This is a genomic window from Pseudomonas sp. PONIH3 (genome assembly GCF_002934345.1).
In the GTDB taxonomy this organism is placed as follows: domain Bacteria; phylum Pseudomonadota; class Gammaproteobacteria; order Pseudomonadales; family Pseudomonadaceae; genus Aquipseudomonas; species Aquipseudomonas soli.
Genome location: NZ_CP026386.1, coordinates 1989637 through 2004880 on the forward strand (window position 1 = coordinate 1989637; position 15244 = coordinate 2004880).

General features: G+C 55.4%; 16 protein-coding genes. 10 read left to right on the top strand and 6 right to left on the bottom strand.

Going from position 1 to position 15244, the window contains the following annotated elements; genetic code table 11:
• The first annotated feature begins 69 nt into the window (after positions 1 to 69).
• Positions 70 to 1449 carry a DUF6035 family protein gene (locus tag C3F42_RS09005; protein ID WP_104444296.1) on the top strand — a complete coding sequence of 460 codons (1380 nt, stop codon included), beginning with the start codon at positions 70 to 72 and terminating at the stop codon, positions 1447 to 1449.
• Positions 1450 to 1784: 335 nt separating this feature from the next.
• On the opposite strand, the gene C3F42_RS09010 is transcribed toward C3F42_RS09005, so the two are convergent.
• The 4 genes from C3F42_RS09010 to C3F42_RS09025 form a co-directional block, all read right to left on the bottom strand.
• Positions 1785 to 2282 (bottom strand): hypothetical protein, encoded by a 498-nt coding sequence (locus C3F42_RS09010; protein WP_256586281.1) that lies wholly within the window; start codon positions 2280 to 2282, stop codon positions 1785 to 1787.
• A gap of 607 nt (positions 2283 to 2889) precedes the next feature.
• Positions 2890 to 3069 (bottom strand): MbcA/ParS/Xre antitoxin family protein, encoded by a 180-nt coding sequence (locus tag C3F42_RS09015; protein WP_104444297.1) that lies wholly within the window; start codon positions 3067 to 3069, stop codon positions 2890 to 2892.
• A 193-nt stretch (positions 3070 to 3262) separates the two neighbouring features.
• Entirely contained in the window at positions 3263 to 4294 is a 1032-nt protein-coding gene (locus C3F42_RS09020; protein WP_104444298.1) for a hypothetical protein, read from the bottom strand.
• A gap of 140 nt (positions 4295 to 4434) precedes the next feature.
• Positions 4435 to 5385, bottom strand: coding sequence for an ATPase (locus tag C3F42_RS09025; protein WP_104444299.1), 951 nt, complete (start codon positions 5383 to 5385; stop codon positions 4435 to 4437).
• Between the two features lie 1024 nt (positions 5386 to 6409).
• On the opposite strand from C3F42_RS09025, the gene C3F42_RS09030 reads away from it, so the two are divergent.
• From C3F42_RS09030 to C3F42_RS09040, 4 genes are all read left to right on the top strand, one after another.
• Positions 6410 to 7018: a hypothetical protein gene (locus C3F42_RS09030; RefSeq protein ID WP_104444300.1), complete on the top strand. Its 609-nt coding sequence runs from the start codon at positions 6410 to 6412 to the stop codon at positions 7016 to 7018.
• Positions 7019 to 7507: 489 nt separating this feature from the next.
• On the top strand, positions 7508 to 8158 hold the full coding sequence (locus C3F42_RS09035; RefSeq protein WP_104444301.1) for an HAD family hydrolase: 651 nt from the start codon (positions 7508 to 7510) through the stop codon (positions 8156 to 8158).
• A gap of 149 nt (positions 8159 to 8307) precedes the next feature.
• Positions 8308 to 8478 (top strand): hypothetical protein, encoded by a 171-nt coding sequence (locus tag C3F42_RS29610; RefSeq protein WP_177410834.1) that lies wholly within the window; start codon positions 8308 to 8310, stop codon positions 8476 to 8478.
• Between the two features lie 94 nt (positions 8479 to 8572).
• Complete coding sequence (locus C3F42_RS09040) at positions 8573 to 9154, top strand: hypothetical protein (RefSeq protein WP_104444302.1); 582 nt, start codon at positions 8573 to 8575, stop codon at positions 9152 to 9154.
• A gap of 53 nt (positions 9155 to 9207) precedes the next feature.
• On the opposite strand, the gene C3F42_RS09045 is transcribed toward C3F42_RS09040, so the two are convergent.
• Entirely contained in the window at positions 9208 to 9720 is a 513-nt protein-coding gene (locus tag C3F42_RS09045) for a toprim domain-containing protein (protein WP_104444303.1), read from the bottom strand.
• A 113-nt stretch (positions 9721 to 9833) separates the two neighbouring features.
• Between C3F42_RS09045 and C3F42_RS09050 the strand changes: the two genes are divergently transcribed.
• Positions 9834 to 10862 (top strand): IS30 family transposase, encoded by a 1029-nt coding sequence (locus C3F42_RS09050; protein ID WP_100774681.1) that lies wholly within the window; start codon positions 9834 to 9836, stop codon positions 10860 to 10862.
• Here C3F42_RS09050 and C3F42_RS09055 read toward each other — a convergent pair.
• Positions 10828 to 12201, bottom strand: coding sequence for an AAA family ATPase (locus tag C3F42_RS09055; protein ID WP_104444304.1), 1374 nt, complete (start codon positions 12199 to 12201; stop codon positions 10828 to 10830). The two genes, C3F42_RS09050 and C3F42_RS09055, sit on opposite strands and share 35 nt — an antisense overlap.
• 230 nt (positions 12202 to 12431) lie before the next feature.
• Here C3F42_RS09055 and C3F42_RS09060 point away from each other — a divergent pair, with 230 nt between their 5' ends.
• Genes C3F42_RS09060 through C3F42_RS09075 form a run of 4 tightly spaced genes read left to right on the top strand, consistent with a single transcriptional unit; the run spans position 12432 to position 15243 of the window.
• The gene (locus C3F42_RS09060) at positions 12432 to 12773 is read left to right on the top strand and encodes a hypothetical protein (protein ID WP_256586282.1); all 342 of its coding nucleotides are present in this window, start codon (positions 12432 to 12434) and stop codon (positions 12771 to 12773) included.
• A gap of 4 nt (positions 12774 to 12777) precedes the next feature.
• The gene (locus C3F42_RS09065; protein WP_104444306.1) at positions 12778 to 13986 is read left to right on the top strand and encodes a PfkB family carbohydrate kinase; all 1209 of its coding nucleotides are present in this window, start codon (positions 12778 to 12780) and stop codon (positions 13984 to 13986) included.
• Complete coding sequence (locus C3F42_RS09070) at positions 13983 to 14588, top strand: 7-cyano-7-deazaguanine synthase (RefSeq protein WP_104444307.1); 606 nt, start codon at positions 13983 to 13985, stop codon at positions 14586 to 14588. Before C3F42_RS09065 ends, C3F42_RS09070 begins: the two co-directional genes overlap by 4 nt.
• Positions 14566 to 15243, top strand: coding sequence for a hypothetical protein (locus C3F42_RS09075; protein WP_104444308.1), 678 nt, complete (start codon positions 14566 to 14568; stop codon positions 15241 to 15243). Before C3F42_RS09070 ends, C3F42_RS09075 begins: the two co-directional genes overlap by 23 nt.
• Position 15244: the final 1 nt, after the last annotated feature.

Here is a 15244-nt window from a genome sequence, read left to right on the forward strand (position 1 = left end):
ACGGGGTTCGGTGGCGATGCCCATCCAAAATTTGGATGCTGGAGTTCTACCCTCCTGTAAGGACGCAGCATGTACACCCACGAAATGGCACAGCCCACCGATACGATGCTCTTGAACGACATCCTCGACATGGAAACAGGTCAGAATGTCGACCCTCAGGTGTTCCTACGCCGCGAGCTGAGCCTGGTCATGAAAGACCGCGCCGAACTGATGGCCCGCTACACCCGCGATCCTGATGCACCTTGGCTCGTCTGCGAGCTGTGCTCAGCGCCTGTGATCCTGGTGCGCACGAAAGATCGGTACTTTCATTTCCGCCATCACCAGAGTGAAGAAGCGGAGCAGAAATGCTCGATCTCGACGCGAGGAGAGCTGAGCGCCGATCAGATCAAATGCATCAAGTACAACGCGGCCAAGGAAAGCTCGGCGCACCTAAGACTCAAGGCCATCATCCGCGACAGCCTGATAGCTGACGAAAAATGTACTGAGCCGCTGGTGGAAGCCGTATGGAAAGGGCTGCGTTTGGCTAAGCGAGCACAGTGGCGAAAGCCGGATGTCCAAGTCGAACTTGCGGGTCAGCGCCTGGCGTTCGAGGTACAGCTATCGACCACGTTCCTAAGCGAAATCGTAGGCCGGCGCGAGTTTTACCGGCGCAACAACGGCGCAATGGTCTGGGTCTTCCAGAGCTTCGATCCATATACGACGCGAACTGCCGAAGAGGATATTTTCTACCTCAACAACCACAACGTTTTTTTGGTGAATGAGGAAACGCTTGAGCGCTCCCGGCAGGCCAAGCGCATGGCTTTGGATTGCTGGTATCCCACACCGGAGTTGCAAGGCAAGACGATATTCAACCGCTGGACGATGGCCCACGTTTTCCTCGATGAGCTCAAGATCGACCCTCAAGAACAAAAGGTGTTTTTCTACGACTATGATGCTCAGCGAGCTGAACTCGAACGCTCTTTGGACACCTCCCTGGCTCGCCAGGCTTTCTACGATTTCTGGAACGAGCGCGCTGCCACCGACTGCAGGGAAACGGATGCCGCCTGGACAACCTTGCGGGAACAGATGCGGATCGCCATGCCTCGCCTGCATCTGCCGGCAGATTACCGGACAGGGAAATTCCATGGTGCCATCTCGCTTATGCTAAGCGCGCGCTTTGGGCGCCCGGTGGGCTACAACCTGCCTCGACTGATAAACGTCGCCAACACCGCATTCGATCACTACAAGGACTTCCTGTACGCCTTTGGCTGGACGCTGCGGCTGTGCGGCCACGAAGACTTACTCAAAGCGCAAGACAGTAAAGGGACGTGGCGTCGGCGCGCCAAGCTGATCAAAGATGGTATGCGCAATCATGATGAGGGTTTCCGCCAAGATCCTAGCCTCAACCATCTGATCGCATTTCTTGTCCCTGAGATCACCGAGAAGCTGGCTCAAGTCAGAGACTGGTAGCAGCGTGTGAGTGCCTCCGAAGCCAAGCGACGTCAAGCGATCTGGCGACTGCTTCCAAGGCCGAATCTGTGCTGATCAGCGAAGGTTTTCCACTTTCTGTGGTTGACATCGTAACCCTCGTTGCTCAAAAATGATCACGAGGGCTCAATAAGAGCAGGGCTGATCTGGATCATGGCGATATTGGCAGATCAGTGTGGATTGCGCAGGTCGCCACCTGTGCGGTAGCGGCAACCGGCAACAATGGTTAGCTTCCGACCCCTTTCGGGCAGTAATGCCTGGACGTGCTAAGCAAGCGCTGCGACTACCAGCCCTCAATGACTTCTCGAAAAAGGCGCCTACGGCGCCTTTTTTGCTTTCAGCGTGCCGACTTTCATCGCACTCTGCTTTTTCAGCACCTTGTAGGCCGTGACGACTGAATAGAAATTCTCTCCGGCAGCATCGAGCTGCGGTGATAGGATTACGACCCCTTTCGCGCCCCTCACGATCGTCAACCGATAGCCATCACGGGTCTGGTACCCCTCGCAAAGAATTTGCGCCCCTTGAGACAAGATTCCCGCAACGAACGCGGGAACGTCTTCAATCGTCTGGCAGCCCGCGCTGACAAGCTCATGGCCATGACCTTCCCAAATGTGGCGGACACCAAAGCCTTTACTGAAACCATGGTGTTTGCCGACTCGCAGGTAGATGTCACCACCAGGCAACGTGAGGTTACGACTACTGTATGGCTCGATATAGCCATAGCTGAGCAAACCGGTGACCGGATGCGGTACGCAGACCTCTTTGTCTAAGATCGCGTAATCGAACAACGGCTCAAGGGGCATCAATGCGGACAATTATTCTTCTTCCAATGGTGGAAAGTCCCCAGCGGGTACGGCATTTTGCCACAGAAATTGAGCCGCTATCGTGCAGGCGCCAAGTCGCGGTGGGCGGGCGTCGGAAGCCCTTTGTCAGGGCCCTTTGAAGCTCTGTCTTGGGCCCAATGAGTGTCCCCCTCGACGTCCATTGTCGTGCCAGAGCCATTGTCGTGCCAGAGGACAGCCCTTGCTCGGGATATCGACTTGCCCCAACCTGCAGCATATAGCCAGTGACAGCGTTCGGCTTGGAAGCCCAGAAGCTGATAGAAGCCCAGAGGCTGATAGAAGCCAGGCTTAAGGAGTAGAGGGGATGTACCTTTGAGCGCTGACTATCCGTATTTTCCGCCAGTTTGGCGATCTGCCCCCAAGTATTTGCCATCCGCCAAAACGAGGGCGCCACTGCGCTTGTAGGGGAGAATGATGCCGGCAAGACCGCACTGATCCAGGGCGTGGCCCGTTACATCGTTTCAACCGGCTTTGATGGCCAAGCCAAAAAGCCTGTATTCAAAAGCTCCGGATTTGGCGGGTCGTCGGTAACTCGACCGGTGGCCTAGTCAGAACCTGTCGTATCCGGAGGGTCGATTCCTTAAGCACCCAGACCGTGCTCCAAACGCGCCAGTAACTCCAATGCATCCTCAGTGGTCGCATCCACCGGCCTTTTGTCGACTAAAGCGCGTGATGGGGTCATCAGCCAATGCATTGCAAGCGACTCATTACCGAACACTCGAATTGCGGCCTCTAGAAGTACAGGATCAATTTTTTCCATTTGTACACCTTGAAGGAGCGTCGCCTTGCTCGTTGACGTATGCCGACTGTCGAGAGCCTACGAGAGAAGTTGAGAGCCCGAAATGCGCCATTTGCGGATTGAGTGGTCAGCAAGCCTGAACTCACCAGGGTTGGCAAGCACTGCGTGCCCGGATAGCTACCGGGCACAGGCGCTCACCACCCATCACCGCAAGTCAGTTTTTGCTGCCGTAGAAAGGGTTCGACCAGTTGTTGACTTCCTCACACACTTTTTCGTAGTGAGCGCCATGAATCGGGTTTTGAAGGGTTTGATCCCACGTTACGAAATCGCCGCCCGAGAGCACTGACATAATCTCGGCACACTGCTTCATCGCCGTTGAAATGATGCGGTGAGCTGTGTGGGGTTCGAGTCCATTTATACGATGCTCCAGTGCTGTGCTCTGAATCGTGCGAAGCCTGAAGGCATGCCCAGGATATGAGTTTTTCTGGTGCGACTCATCCATGGGGATGACAACGCTGAAGCCCCAGAGTGTTGCCGATGCCGCAATGAGCGCGAAGGTGAAGCACGCTTCGGTAATTTCAATGTGTTTCTGTGGATGGTAGTGCGGCTCGTCGGCAAAAAATCTCTTCTTAAGCTCATCCATCAGGAACTGCATCGCATAGGTATCGGCGATGACCTCTCGCGCGTGCTTCTCCAGTCGTTCCCGGTCATCTGCCGCTTCGGCTTCCGGTGGTGCACCTCGCTCCGCACGGCGAACCGCGTGGAGGTTATGAAAATGACCGACCTCGTGCAGGAGAATGAAACAGAAGATAGCGAACGCGAATGTTTCGAAGGTTGCCCGGTATTCAGGATCGCGCAACCACCAATAATCTGGGCTTTCCCAATCAAAAATGCCATCTTTGAGCCAGACCTTGACGTCGTGACGCCAGGGCAAAGGTGAGGCTTGGTAGGCTGGCGGAATGGGGCGGGCATGTACGGTCACTAAAGACGCCAGCTTGATTACCAGATCAAGCATGCCCTTCCATACCATCACCGTCTTGAGCTCTGAATCCGCACCTGCTTGGCACCTCACCCCATCCACGAAGCACAGACTCACTTTATCGCCCGGCAGAGAGGCGCAAATTTCTCTACCCTGGCGCAGAAGCGAGTCATACATCTCACCATCTGGATCTTCGGTATAGATCTGCAGAATCCCCTCGCCTAGCTTGAAGTGTCTCTCAGCTATCCGACGTTCGATTTCGTCCATGTCGTTCCTGGCCTTTTATGAGTGGTGGTCAACGGTAAGCGCCGATGGTCTGTATGCCACAACCCACCGACACGATGCTACCCGCCAGACACAAACGCACGGGGTATCAGCCGGCGACAAAGCCCCCCGCCCATCAAAAATTAGGCGGGCTGCTTTTTCTTGACCGCAAAGATCGTCAAGCGGTTGAGGTCATCGATCTCAAGCCTGTAGCTTTTCCCGGTCTCAGAAAGCACAAGGCGCCCCAGACCGAACACACGGAAATAGTCAGCGTCATCTTGAGCGAGGATGTCATTGAAGAAGCCTCGGAACCGGTAAGCATCCATCTCCTGACTGGTGACCTTCAGGTAAACGCCCTTTCCATCGACACGATCGATGAACCAAAACATGAACCCATTCCCCTTGCGTGGCTCCAGCCGAGCCCCACCATGGATAACTCGATTGGGTGAGCCGGGTGCCGCTTTCGATATGTTTGGAAAGTAGGAGATAAGCGGCATCTCTCCTTCACCCGTGACCTTCAGCTGTAGGCCGAAGAACTCGTTGCTCGAAAGATCCTTGTGCGCGTTGCGATAGTATTCGACGAGCCGCTCGAAACTGCTGGTGCGGTTTCTGGTTGAGAAGGAACTGCCTTTCGCAACCCCACTGCGGCCTTGCCCGCGACCCTGGGCAGGATTTGAACCAGCACTCCCTGACACCCCTTTCCCATCCTTCGGCTTGACGATGGTGGGGTCGAACTCATTGATGAAATCATGGAGCTTGCGTTTGGCTTCTCGATCCTTATGGGCAGCCTCTCCGCCCAGGCCTTGATCGCTTACATCGGGTTCCTCACCCTGCCAGTGGCAACCAGGCACATGCCCCACACCGGGGTCGCGAAAATGCGCAGCCCGATAGGTATCTTGTGGCAGGCTTGCATAGTTCACCGCCGTGATTGTGGGAGGCTTGGCCAAGGCCAAGCAATCAGCGTAGGAACATTGAAAGGTGTAACGCGCTCGGGGCTCAGACTGCGAGAAGTAGGCCCTGCGTGCATCTGAGATGGAAACGACTTCACCGAGCTCTACGCAATAAGCTTCCGAGACTTGAATCTTTGCGGGCATTCCCTGACGTCCTGACATGATGGCGAAGCCCTAACGCGCCCCAGGTAATTTGGTCTTGGGCCAGGCCTCACGGGAGGTACGTTTATAATCGGGATTGAAGCGGCCTGTAAACCGGCCAAAGCCGCAAGCTAGACTGCTTCGGAAGCGACATCCTACGGGAAACTGAGCGATGGCTTTTGGCGGATCACGCTAAAGATGGATCGTGTTGCGGTGTACATGCCCGTGCGTCAACCTTAGAGGCCGGAGGTCAGCAGCCTCTCGCTGCCCTGCTTGCAGCCCGCGAAAAGCCCGCGAAAACCCGCTGTGCATAAGCAGAGCCTCTCCCCGCCCCCTGGTCGACCTCCCCTTCTCATGCGTTGTCCGACATGGGAATTATTGCGAGCAGACTGATCCTGGCCAAAAAATGTTGGCGACAGCATTGTGTTTTGTAACCAAAGCAAAAGCAGCGGCCTTTGGCCGAAGTGACGACCTCCCTGCCAGCCCCTCCCCTTGCCTGGCGGCAAGGCATGGAAGGGCTGAAAAGCCAAAGATCAAAAACCAAACCAGCCTTGATACACCGTGGTTTGATCCAGACGCAGGCGTGAGGCCAACACCGTTAGATTTTTTTTGTCCTCAAATATAGAACTCCTTCGCCTCAAAAAAATTTCAAGAGGGGGAGTGGAAAAAAATCCAAGTACCGTTCAAAAATGTCGACTCCATCACAAATTTACGGCCTGGGCACCTTTTTTGTCCGGCGCTGGCCGGTGTTTCCAGGCCTCATGCGAAGGCACATTGAGTGATACAGGCGATTGCCCCCCCCTCTAGATCAAGCCAGACCGGACATCGGGAGGGCTACCCAGGTTGCCACTGCTTACTCCCCAATGATCGCGATTTCTGTACCGATAACTTGAGGACTGCAACTGCGCATGTACTCCCATGACCAGGTCGTCAGACATCGTTTGCAGCGACAAGACGACTAACTCGACACTGACGAACTGATATCGTTAGGATGGCATCTTCGAATAGGTCATCAAGGAACGTCTCTATGCCTAAACCCAAAAAACGCCAGCGCGAAAATCCGGGCTTTGAATCCACGATCTTGATTGACCCGAAAGATATTATCGAAAGTGCCTCAGCCTTTGGGGATGTAGCAATCTCCTTGTCCCACCAATTAAACCCCTATGGCGACCCAAGGTTGAATGTAGTCTTTACTAATGGTGCATTTGCACTAGAGCTGTACTTTAAATCCCAGCTTGTCGAAAGGATATTCGAGCCTGCCTTTATTGAAATGACTGCTGAGGGCGAGTCAGTCATTACAGAAGAGCAGTATTTGAGTGGCGCGCCGAACGTGGCGGTGTTCCATCATAGCCGCCTTGAGGTCAAGGAAGGATTTAAATCTCATAAACTATCAATACTTTATCAACACCTGAGCGAGGACACGCGAGCTCGCATCCTCACCGCAGTGTCAACTGAAACATCCAAAATACAAACGCAGAAAGACATGCAGGAGTTTCTTGAGACCATCAATGACTTTTTTGTGAATAAACGTTATCACTTTGAGGAATTCATCACTGACATTGAAAGTGACAAGAAGTACATTTACACCCTGGTGCCAGTTCTGAACGGTGTAAAATCAGCCCTTGCTGACACTTGAATTAATCGAAAAAGATATCTTCCGAATACTATCTCTCTACTGGATCCGCAACATCCAACTCAATCGTCGAGGCAGTAGTCAGCGCTACAGGTTTTGCGGCCTTTGAGAACAGATTTTGAGACACTCTGACTTGATCAGGATCGTCGGGATGATCAATGACTCAAGGCTCAAGATTTGCTAGGCTTCGTCGTCATAGATAAACGTCGTCTATTCAGCTCAACGCGTATTCAAAGTGATCGTATGGCGTTTCTGTGTGCAGCGGTAACCAAGGATTTGGCAGGCATGCGAGCTCCGGCATTAGATTGCCATCGCTCCCCCTATCTGGCAGCCACCCTCAGCATGGTTGAGAGCCGTGCCCTACCCATCCGTTCAGCGAGTCAAATTCTCCCTTAAATCTGCTGATTTTTTATTCCCTTAGCCCCGATGAGCACGCGACGCGTGGGTTGCAGAATTCCGAAAAATCTGTGCCATACGTTTATGGAGTGCCGTATGGCATTCACTGCCGTCATCTTTGACGCCTTCGGCACGACCTTGCGGATCGGCACCCGCACCCACCCGTATCGCCAATTGCTACGTGAAGGTGCCATGCGAGGTCGCCGCCCGCTGCCCAGCGATTTGCACCACCTGATGAAAGCCAACATCAGCCTCCGTGAGGCAGCAGACACCTTGGGCATTTGGACGTCGCCGGCACGCATGGCTGAAATCGAGGCCGCGTTGGCGCGCGAAATTGACTCCATCGCACTTTACCCTGAAACACTGGAAGCGATTAGCGAACTCCAGGGCCACGGCATCGCGATTGCTGTGTGCAGCAACCTGGCCGCCCCCTATGGGCCGGCAGTAAAGGCCCTGATGCCCAAGCACACGGCCTTCGCCCTGAGTTACGAGCTTGGAGTCACCAAACCGGATCCCTTTCAGTATATGAAGGCATGCCATGAGCTCAGCGTCATCCCTGGCAAGCTGGAGGAAGAAGCACCTCGGGTCGTAATGGTGGGCGATTCGCCGAAGTGCGACCGGGACGGGCCTTTGGCAGTGGGAATCAGGGGTTTTCACCTTGATCGCAGGGGCATAGGGCCACTCCGGGATCTGCGAGAGTTCGTTACCCTCATCCTCCGCTCGCAAGGCCAAATTGGGCCGAGCTGATCCAGCCGATCACAAAGCATTGATCCCCGATGAGACATCGCCTAATCTGGGGCGACCAACGAATCGACGGCCAACGGCAGACAACCACCCGATCCTTTGGTGCGCCGTCATAGCATGGTGTATACTGGCCTCGTGAATCAGGAGGATTTATGACTGCTTTCCTCAAAAGCCTCATGGGCAAAAACGACCTGGTGTCGAAAGTCTTGAAACGCCGCAGCGCCAATAAAGCTGTGAGCGCCTTTGCGCGCGGTCTCAGCACAGAGAGCGCCGCCACCATCAACGCCCGGTTCGCAAAGGCCAAGCGTGTGGCCTCTCGATAAAGTGCGCAAGAAAGGCCCTCAAAAGCCGCCTCTCAAGCCCTTCCTGCCCCACCCCTCTCTCGACGATGATCCGTCGCAAGGAGGGCACAATGTCATGTACGAAAAGCTCGTCGATAACCCAGATGACATCGTGGGGCAGCTGGCGTACTGCATGTACAAGCAGAGCAAGCAGCAGTACTTGCAGCAATTCGCCTCCCGAAACAACCGACAGCCCACCGACGCGGAAGTCCGCAACCACGTGCATTGCGCTGAATTACCTTCGGTGGACATGTACAAAGACACTGCCAACAACCTCTTCAACGAGTACCTAGGTCAAGCTGTCCAGGAAAAGCTCGATGAGATGGAAAAGCACTACAAGGCAGAGCTGTGGTTGTTCATCAAGCGGCACAAGCCCGAGACCTATGGTGAGCGTTTCTCCCATGGGCTCAAGGCCCTGTTGTTCGGGGGTGTAGGCGGCGTCGTGGGAAACGCCCTGACCACCTTGCTCGTGATTATCTTCCTGTTTGGAGCCGCCTCCAGCGTGACCCGTGACGACTTCTCCAAAAGCTCGCGGGAGCGTTTGATCTCTGGCCTTGCAGAGACATTCGACGTCGGAATCACCATCAATGGCAACCCGAAGGGTGAACCGGCCATTGAAGCGGCCTCCGTGACGACACCTGCCACACCGAGGCCCTGATCATCCTACGTCGCGGTCTACGGAACGCAACGTAGATGTCCTACCTCTTCACACTACTGTTGCGCAAACCTTTGTGCCAGGAATCTAAGCACGGCATGCAGGTTCTCCAGGCCTTGCGGTGAGAATATATCCAGGCCTGTCTGCGCCTTGTAATAGTGCTCTGCCAAGAACAAGCCATATTGGTCTTTTTTCGGCGGACTGGATAATCCCATCTTCCTCTGGGCCAACTCAAAGCTTTCGGGCCCCAAGAGGGCTTCCAGGGCCATGGTGGCGTAGGAAGCATCGATGTCTGCGAGCGTGATGACGACGTCCTCAGGCAGCAGCCACTTTGCCCTATATCGATCGCGCGCCTCTCGCCCGGCTTTATCGTCATCCAACAGGACGATAAACTTCTCGCCTCGGCCCATCAGCAGGCTAATTAAATTGCCGGAGGAGGTTGAGCCTACGCCTGGGACGATATTGAAATTCAAAGCGCAGTCGCAACTGGTGGAGGCGGCCATTAACGCGTAGTAGTCCGAGATCCCTTCCACAATGACACAGGGCGAGGTGCCGACAATCTGGGGCACAACGTACTGGAGCCTCTCAATGACTGGTTGAAAGTGATGACTTCGGCTTGGATAACTGGGCGGCGGCAAAAACTGAGTGCAACACCTGACCTTTCCGGTACGGTGCTGCCACTATGTCTTATACCGAACTCAGCGTTGAAGAGCGCGCCACCATTCAAATCGGTCGTACTCAAGGCTTCAGCCTGCGTAGGATTGCCTGCTTGATCAACCGATCCCCTTCGACCATCAGCCGGGAGCTGCGCCGCAATCGAGATGTCTGTGGCGGCTACTCGGCCCACGCGGCCCAGCAGCAGATGCAGGCTCGCCGCCAGGTGTGTCGACCGAAGCGAAAGCTGTTGCCGGGTGGTGAGCGCTTCGAGTTGGTGGCGCATATGCTCCGTGAGCGTTTGTCTCCCGAGCAGATTGCCGGCAAGCTGCGCAGCATGAACATTCCCAGCCTCAGAGATGCCTACGTCTGTCGCGAGACGATCTATAACGCGATCTATGCCCTGCCGGTCGGTGAACTGCGCAAGGAGCTGATCATCTGCCTGCGGCAAAGCAAGACGACACGCCGACCGCGCTCTGGTGGTGTGGATCGGCGCGGCCAGATCCCCGAGATGGTCAGTATTCATGTGCGCCCGCCGGAGATTGAAGACAGGCAGATGCCGGGGCATTGGGAAGGCGACCTCATCAAGGGTAAGGCCAACGCCTCGTCCGTCGGTACGCTGGTGGAACGCACCAGTGGCTACCTGATGCTGGTAAAGATGAACGACGCGACGGCGACTTCGGCGCTGGAAGGCTTCAGCGCCGCGCTCAATGGCATGCCGCTGGAGATGCGAAAGAGCATGACTTACGACCAGGGCCGGGAGATGGCGCGACACGCCGAGATCACCCAAAGAACCGGCGTGGCGATCTACTTCTGCGACCCGCACAGCCCTTGGCAGCGCGGTAGCAACGAAAACATCAATGGCCTGATCCGCCAGTACCTGCCCAAAGGCACAGACCTGTCGGTACACAGCCAGGAAGAACTGAATGCCATCGCACTGCAACTGAACATGCGTCCGCGTAAGCGCTTCGACTTCAAATGCCCAATCGAAGTTATGGGCGAGGTGATGCAGAAGGCCATGGCTATGCGGCATGATGCTCCAGTTTCAATTCAATGACCGTGTTGCACTCAGCTCCTGCAACCGCCCTGTCTAAAAATTGCTTGTATTTGATAGCGGCAATTTTAGCTGGCAAGAACTCAAGGTCATACCCGTCCGCATCGTCATGCTTCGCGGCACGATTCTCTACAATGTACGCTCCAGCTAGCCACCTCGGATCTACCATATGATGACTGTGAGTAGAGTAGATAATTTTGTCGCCGTTCTCGATCATTTTTTCGAAGAACGTCAGCAACTCTACCTGGGCCCGAGCGTGCAGGTTGGCCGCAGGCTCGTCGAATACATAAATCGTTTTGCGCTTACTGCTCTCCAGCTTGAAGCGCGTCAACAGCAAGAACGTGAAGAACCACCTGAACCCGATTGAGCGTTCACTGATCTTGTAGTCAGAATCGCCATTGCTGACAGCAAAAGACACCATGGCAGTAGGTCGGTCAGCGCCCGTGACAGACCACTGCAATTCAACCCGCTTGGCGGTCGTCTCGCGCGAAAAGACCCGCCGCCAACCACCAATCACCTCGGTGGTCAGCGCTTGAGAAACTTTTTTAAAGACGGCATCGATCTGCCCTTTTTCATGGCTTCGATAGAACGTATCGAGCCATTGAGGCCCATTTCTTTCGCGATACTGGGCGATGCGCTTGTTGATATGCTCGTCTACGTCATGCTCAGCGTAGGCAAAGATCTTCTCTACGATCTCTCGATAATGCCTCTGCTCATAGCTCTCTCCCGCAAACGGTGCCAGCTCAATTTCTTCAGGCACGTTAATCAGGAACGTCGGGAAATACGCAACTGTGGGAACGCCCTCCACCACCAATTCGGCGATGAGTTCCCAAAGATTCTGTTGTGGATCATCCGGCTGCGCATAAGGCTCAAAGCTTAATGCCCCTGGCATCCTGACGTTAAACTCCAACCCCAGGCTACCCGAGCTCTCACCTTTTGGGTCATTAGCGAAGCTGATCTCTTTAGCAATTCGAAACTTCTTGCGTAGAGCTTCGACATCAACCTCAAGTCCTGCAAGCTCAACAAGTTGCTTGATCGCCAACACTTCGGTGTCGTCCAGCTTCACCGTGGCGGCTACGGAAACCGTGCCCTTGAATGAGCCCTTCTGGCTGGCAGGAATGAAGGTAAATTCTTCGTTGTTCTCGGGGCTGAATGTATAAAGGCTCGAAACCGATTGGTCACTGCTCACAAATTGCGAAATCGCTTCAAGAATGGTCGTCTTACCACTCTCGTTCAATCCAATGAGCATAACGATCGGCGTGTCGCTTCGCCCTGAGAGCTCTATGCTCGTACTGACAATGCCCTTGTAGTTCTTAATCTCAAAATCGAGGATTTTCGACATCGACAAACACTACCCTGTGTTAGCACGAACTGAGCCAGGCCAGCTTAAACGCTTAACTTGGCATGCATGAGCCCTACGGATCTTCAACCGCCCCGGTTACCTATTGGCAAATTGGATCTGGCAGGGTTAGAGTGCTGGCACTCTAGCATCAGTCAAACCGCTGTCAACAGCTCTTGGTTTGCAGGCAAGCTAGCGCTGCGTAGGTTCACATATGGATATTGGGGAACGTAATGTCAGGTTCAGACGGCAAGCTATTCAGGGACTACACAGCGGGAGCTCCCACCGAGACGGCCTGTGACAGGCTCTACCTACAGACTCACCTGGCGTCTCCGAAGCCCGAAGTCGTTGAGCAGATCACCGTCGGCGACATCCTCCAGATGACAGTGGGCCTTGCAGGCAGTGAGCTTTCAGCGCTTGCCGTCTGGAATGGTCATGTTGCAGGCGGCATTGCGTCCCCGAAAGCGATCCGGCTGATCACCTGCATCCAGAACGGCACGAACTACGTAGCTCTTGTCACGGCCAAAATTGGCGGGCAAGTGGCGCTCAAGATCTCACCGGTCAAGCAGGAGTGACCTGATGATCAACATAGCCGGTGGTGTTTATTACGAGCAGTGCATGTGCCCCACGTGGCAGGAGCTGTTTGGCTCGGGCGGGCGAGCCGCTACGGCGATCGCGCGCCTGGGAGGGACGGTCAGCCTCGCGACCTATACAGACAACACGGCGGGGTCGGTGCTTCGCCTGAGAGCGGCGTTGGAGGGGTTCTCTCTGGAACCCCATCCCATTGATCGCAGTCTGCAATTCCGCTACACCCACGGATTGTCAAAGCCTACAATTGACCCTATCCCGAAGAGCCAGCAAAGCCTGCAAGTCACGGCTAGGAATGTCGTGCGCTTCGGCTTTCTGGAGGGTGACTGCATCGTCAATGCTTACCAGGCGGTTTACGACCCTCAAAGTTCAAGCAACCCAGCGCCGTTCCATGAGAATGGCTCCAAAGCTGAACGGTTGGCACTCATCCTGAACAGAAGTGAGGCGCAGGCGCTGCATGGCAGCAGCACCTTAAGCACAGCTGATCTGGCGCGCGCCTTATCCAAGTCCCAGCATGCCGAAATCGTCATCATCAAGATGGGCCCAGCCGGTGCGCTCCTGTTCCATGACGATCGCATCCACACCATCCCCTCTTTCGTGACGCCAAAGGTCTGGAAGGTGGGCTCAGGTGACGTGTTCGTCGCTACCTTTGCGTATTTCTGGCTTGAGGAGACGCTGACTCCACTGGAAGCGGCGACACTCGCATCACGTGCTACCGCCTTCTATTGTGAATCGCAGGGCTTCGCTTCAAAAGCCGGACTCAGCACTTACACCCCAAGTGCAGCCAGCATGCCTAAAAAGTCGAGGGGCGGCAGAGCGCCCCTGGTATATCTGGCAGGCCCCTTCTTCTCGCTGTCCCAGCTTTGGCTCGTTGAAGAAGCGCGCGGCCAGCTTCTGGAGATGGGGCTGAACGTATTCTCCCCGGTACACGACGTGGGCCATGGGCCGGCAGAGGATGTCGTGCACAAGGATATTGAAGCCATTCACGCATGCGACCTGATGCTTGCGATCGGTGACGGCCTCGACGCGGGCACGATCTACGAGATTGGCTACGCACGAGCACTCAAGAAGCCCGTCATCATGTACGTGGAAAATGAGTCGGAGGAAGATCAAAAAATGATGGCCGGCTCAGGCTGCACCATTACGGACGATTTCGTGACAGCCATTTACCAAACCGCCTGGAAGGCAGCAGAACTATGAAGCGGGCTCTTCTCCTCTCAGGTGGCATGGACTCGCTCGCATTGGCGTGGTGGTTACGTCCCGAGATCGGTATCACCTTAAATTATGGACAACTGGCCGCAGAGGCTGAGATTTCCGCCTCCAGCACCGTCTGCAAGCAGCTGGACATTGAGCATCACGTCGTCTCGATCGACTGCCGCTCCGTCGGCTCCGGTGATATGGCCGGAGGCAAAGCAGATGCTCACGCACCTGCCAGTGATTGGTGGCCCTACCGCAACCAGATGCTCGTCACGCTGGCGGCGATGAAAGCAATTGGCCTGGGCGTAAACAAGCTCTACCTAGGCACCGTGAAATCCGATGGATCGCACCGCGACGGCACCCCAGAGTTTGTGGCTGCCATCAATCAGTTGATGGTCATCCAAGAGGGTGAGATGAGCATTGAAGCGCCTGCTATCGGACTGAGCACCACCGAGCTGGTGAAGACTGCTGGGGTTCCCTCTTCCATGTTGGCTTGGGCCCACAGCTGCCACAAATCCAACGTGCCTTGCGGGAACTGCCGAGGCTGCTTCAAGTACTTTGAGGTCTGGCACGAGCTCGAACATGGACAGGATCAACCTCAGTAGCCCAACGGTAAGAGCTTCGCCGGGGCACTATCTGCCTTTCACCTGGCCCGAGGGCGACTTCCATTCGCTGCCCGAGGTGGAGCATGTCGGCGACAAAGGCATCCTTGACCTCCTCGACCACAGGCGCACCCGGCGCAGCTTCAGTGCGCTGGATGAACGGCAACTGAGCCAGTTACTGTGGCGCTGTGCGCGAACTCAGGGCATTGCCGAGTCGAACTACGGCTTCGACCTTGAACTGCGACCAGTGCCCTCTGCCGGCGCTATACACCCCATCCATATCCTGGTTCACCTGCCAGGCTCGTTGAATTGGCGTCGCTATGACAGTCGCCGTCACGGCCTTGTCGAACTACCGGAATCCGGCGAGGCCCTCGCAGAATTGGTCGCGCAGTGCCATATGACCCTACCTTCCGAGCAGGCCACACGCTTGCTTCTGGTGGCAGAAGCCGGGAAGACAGGTGCGAAATATGCGAATGGTGAGAGCCTGATCTGGCGAGACGCCGGAGCACTCCTGGCGATCATGGCAGTGATTGCTGACGCGTTGGGCTATGCGTTCTGTCCGCTGGGCATCACGGGAGAACCTTGGGCCAGCCGAATTGCCCCTTCCGGCGTGCTAACGGGCGTGGGCGTTGCGCTGGTCGGTGGGCCGGCCACGTAGC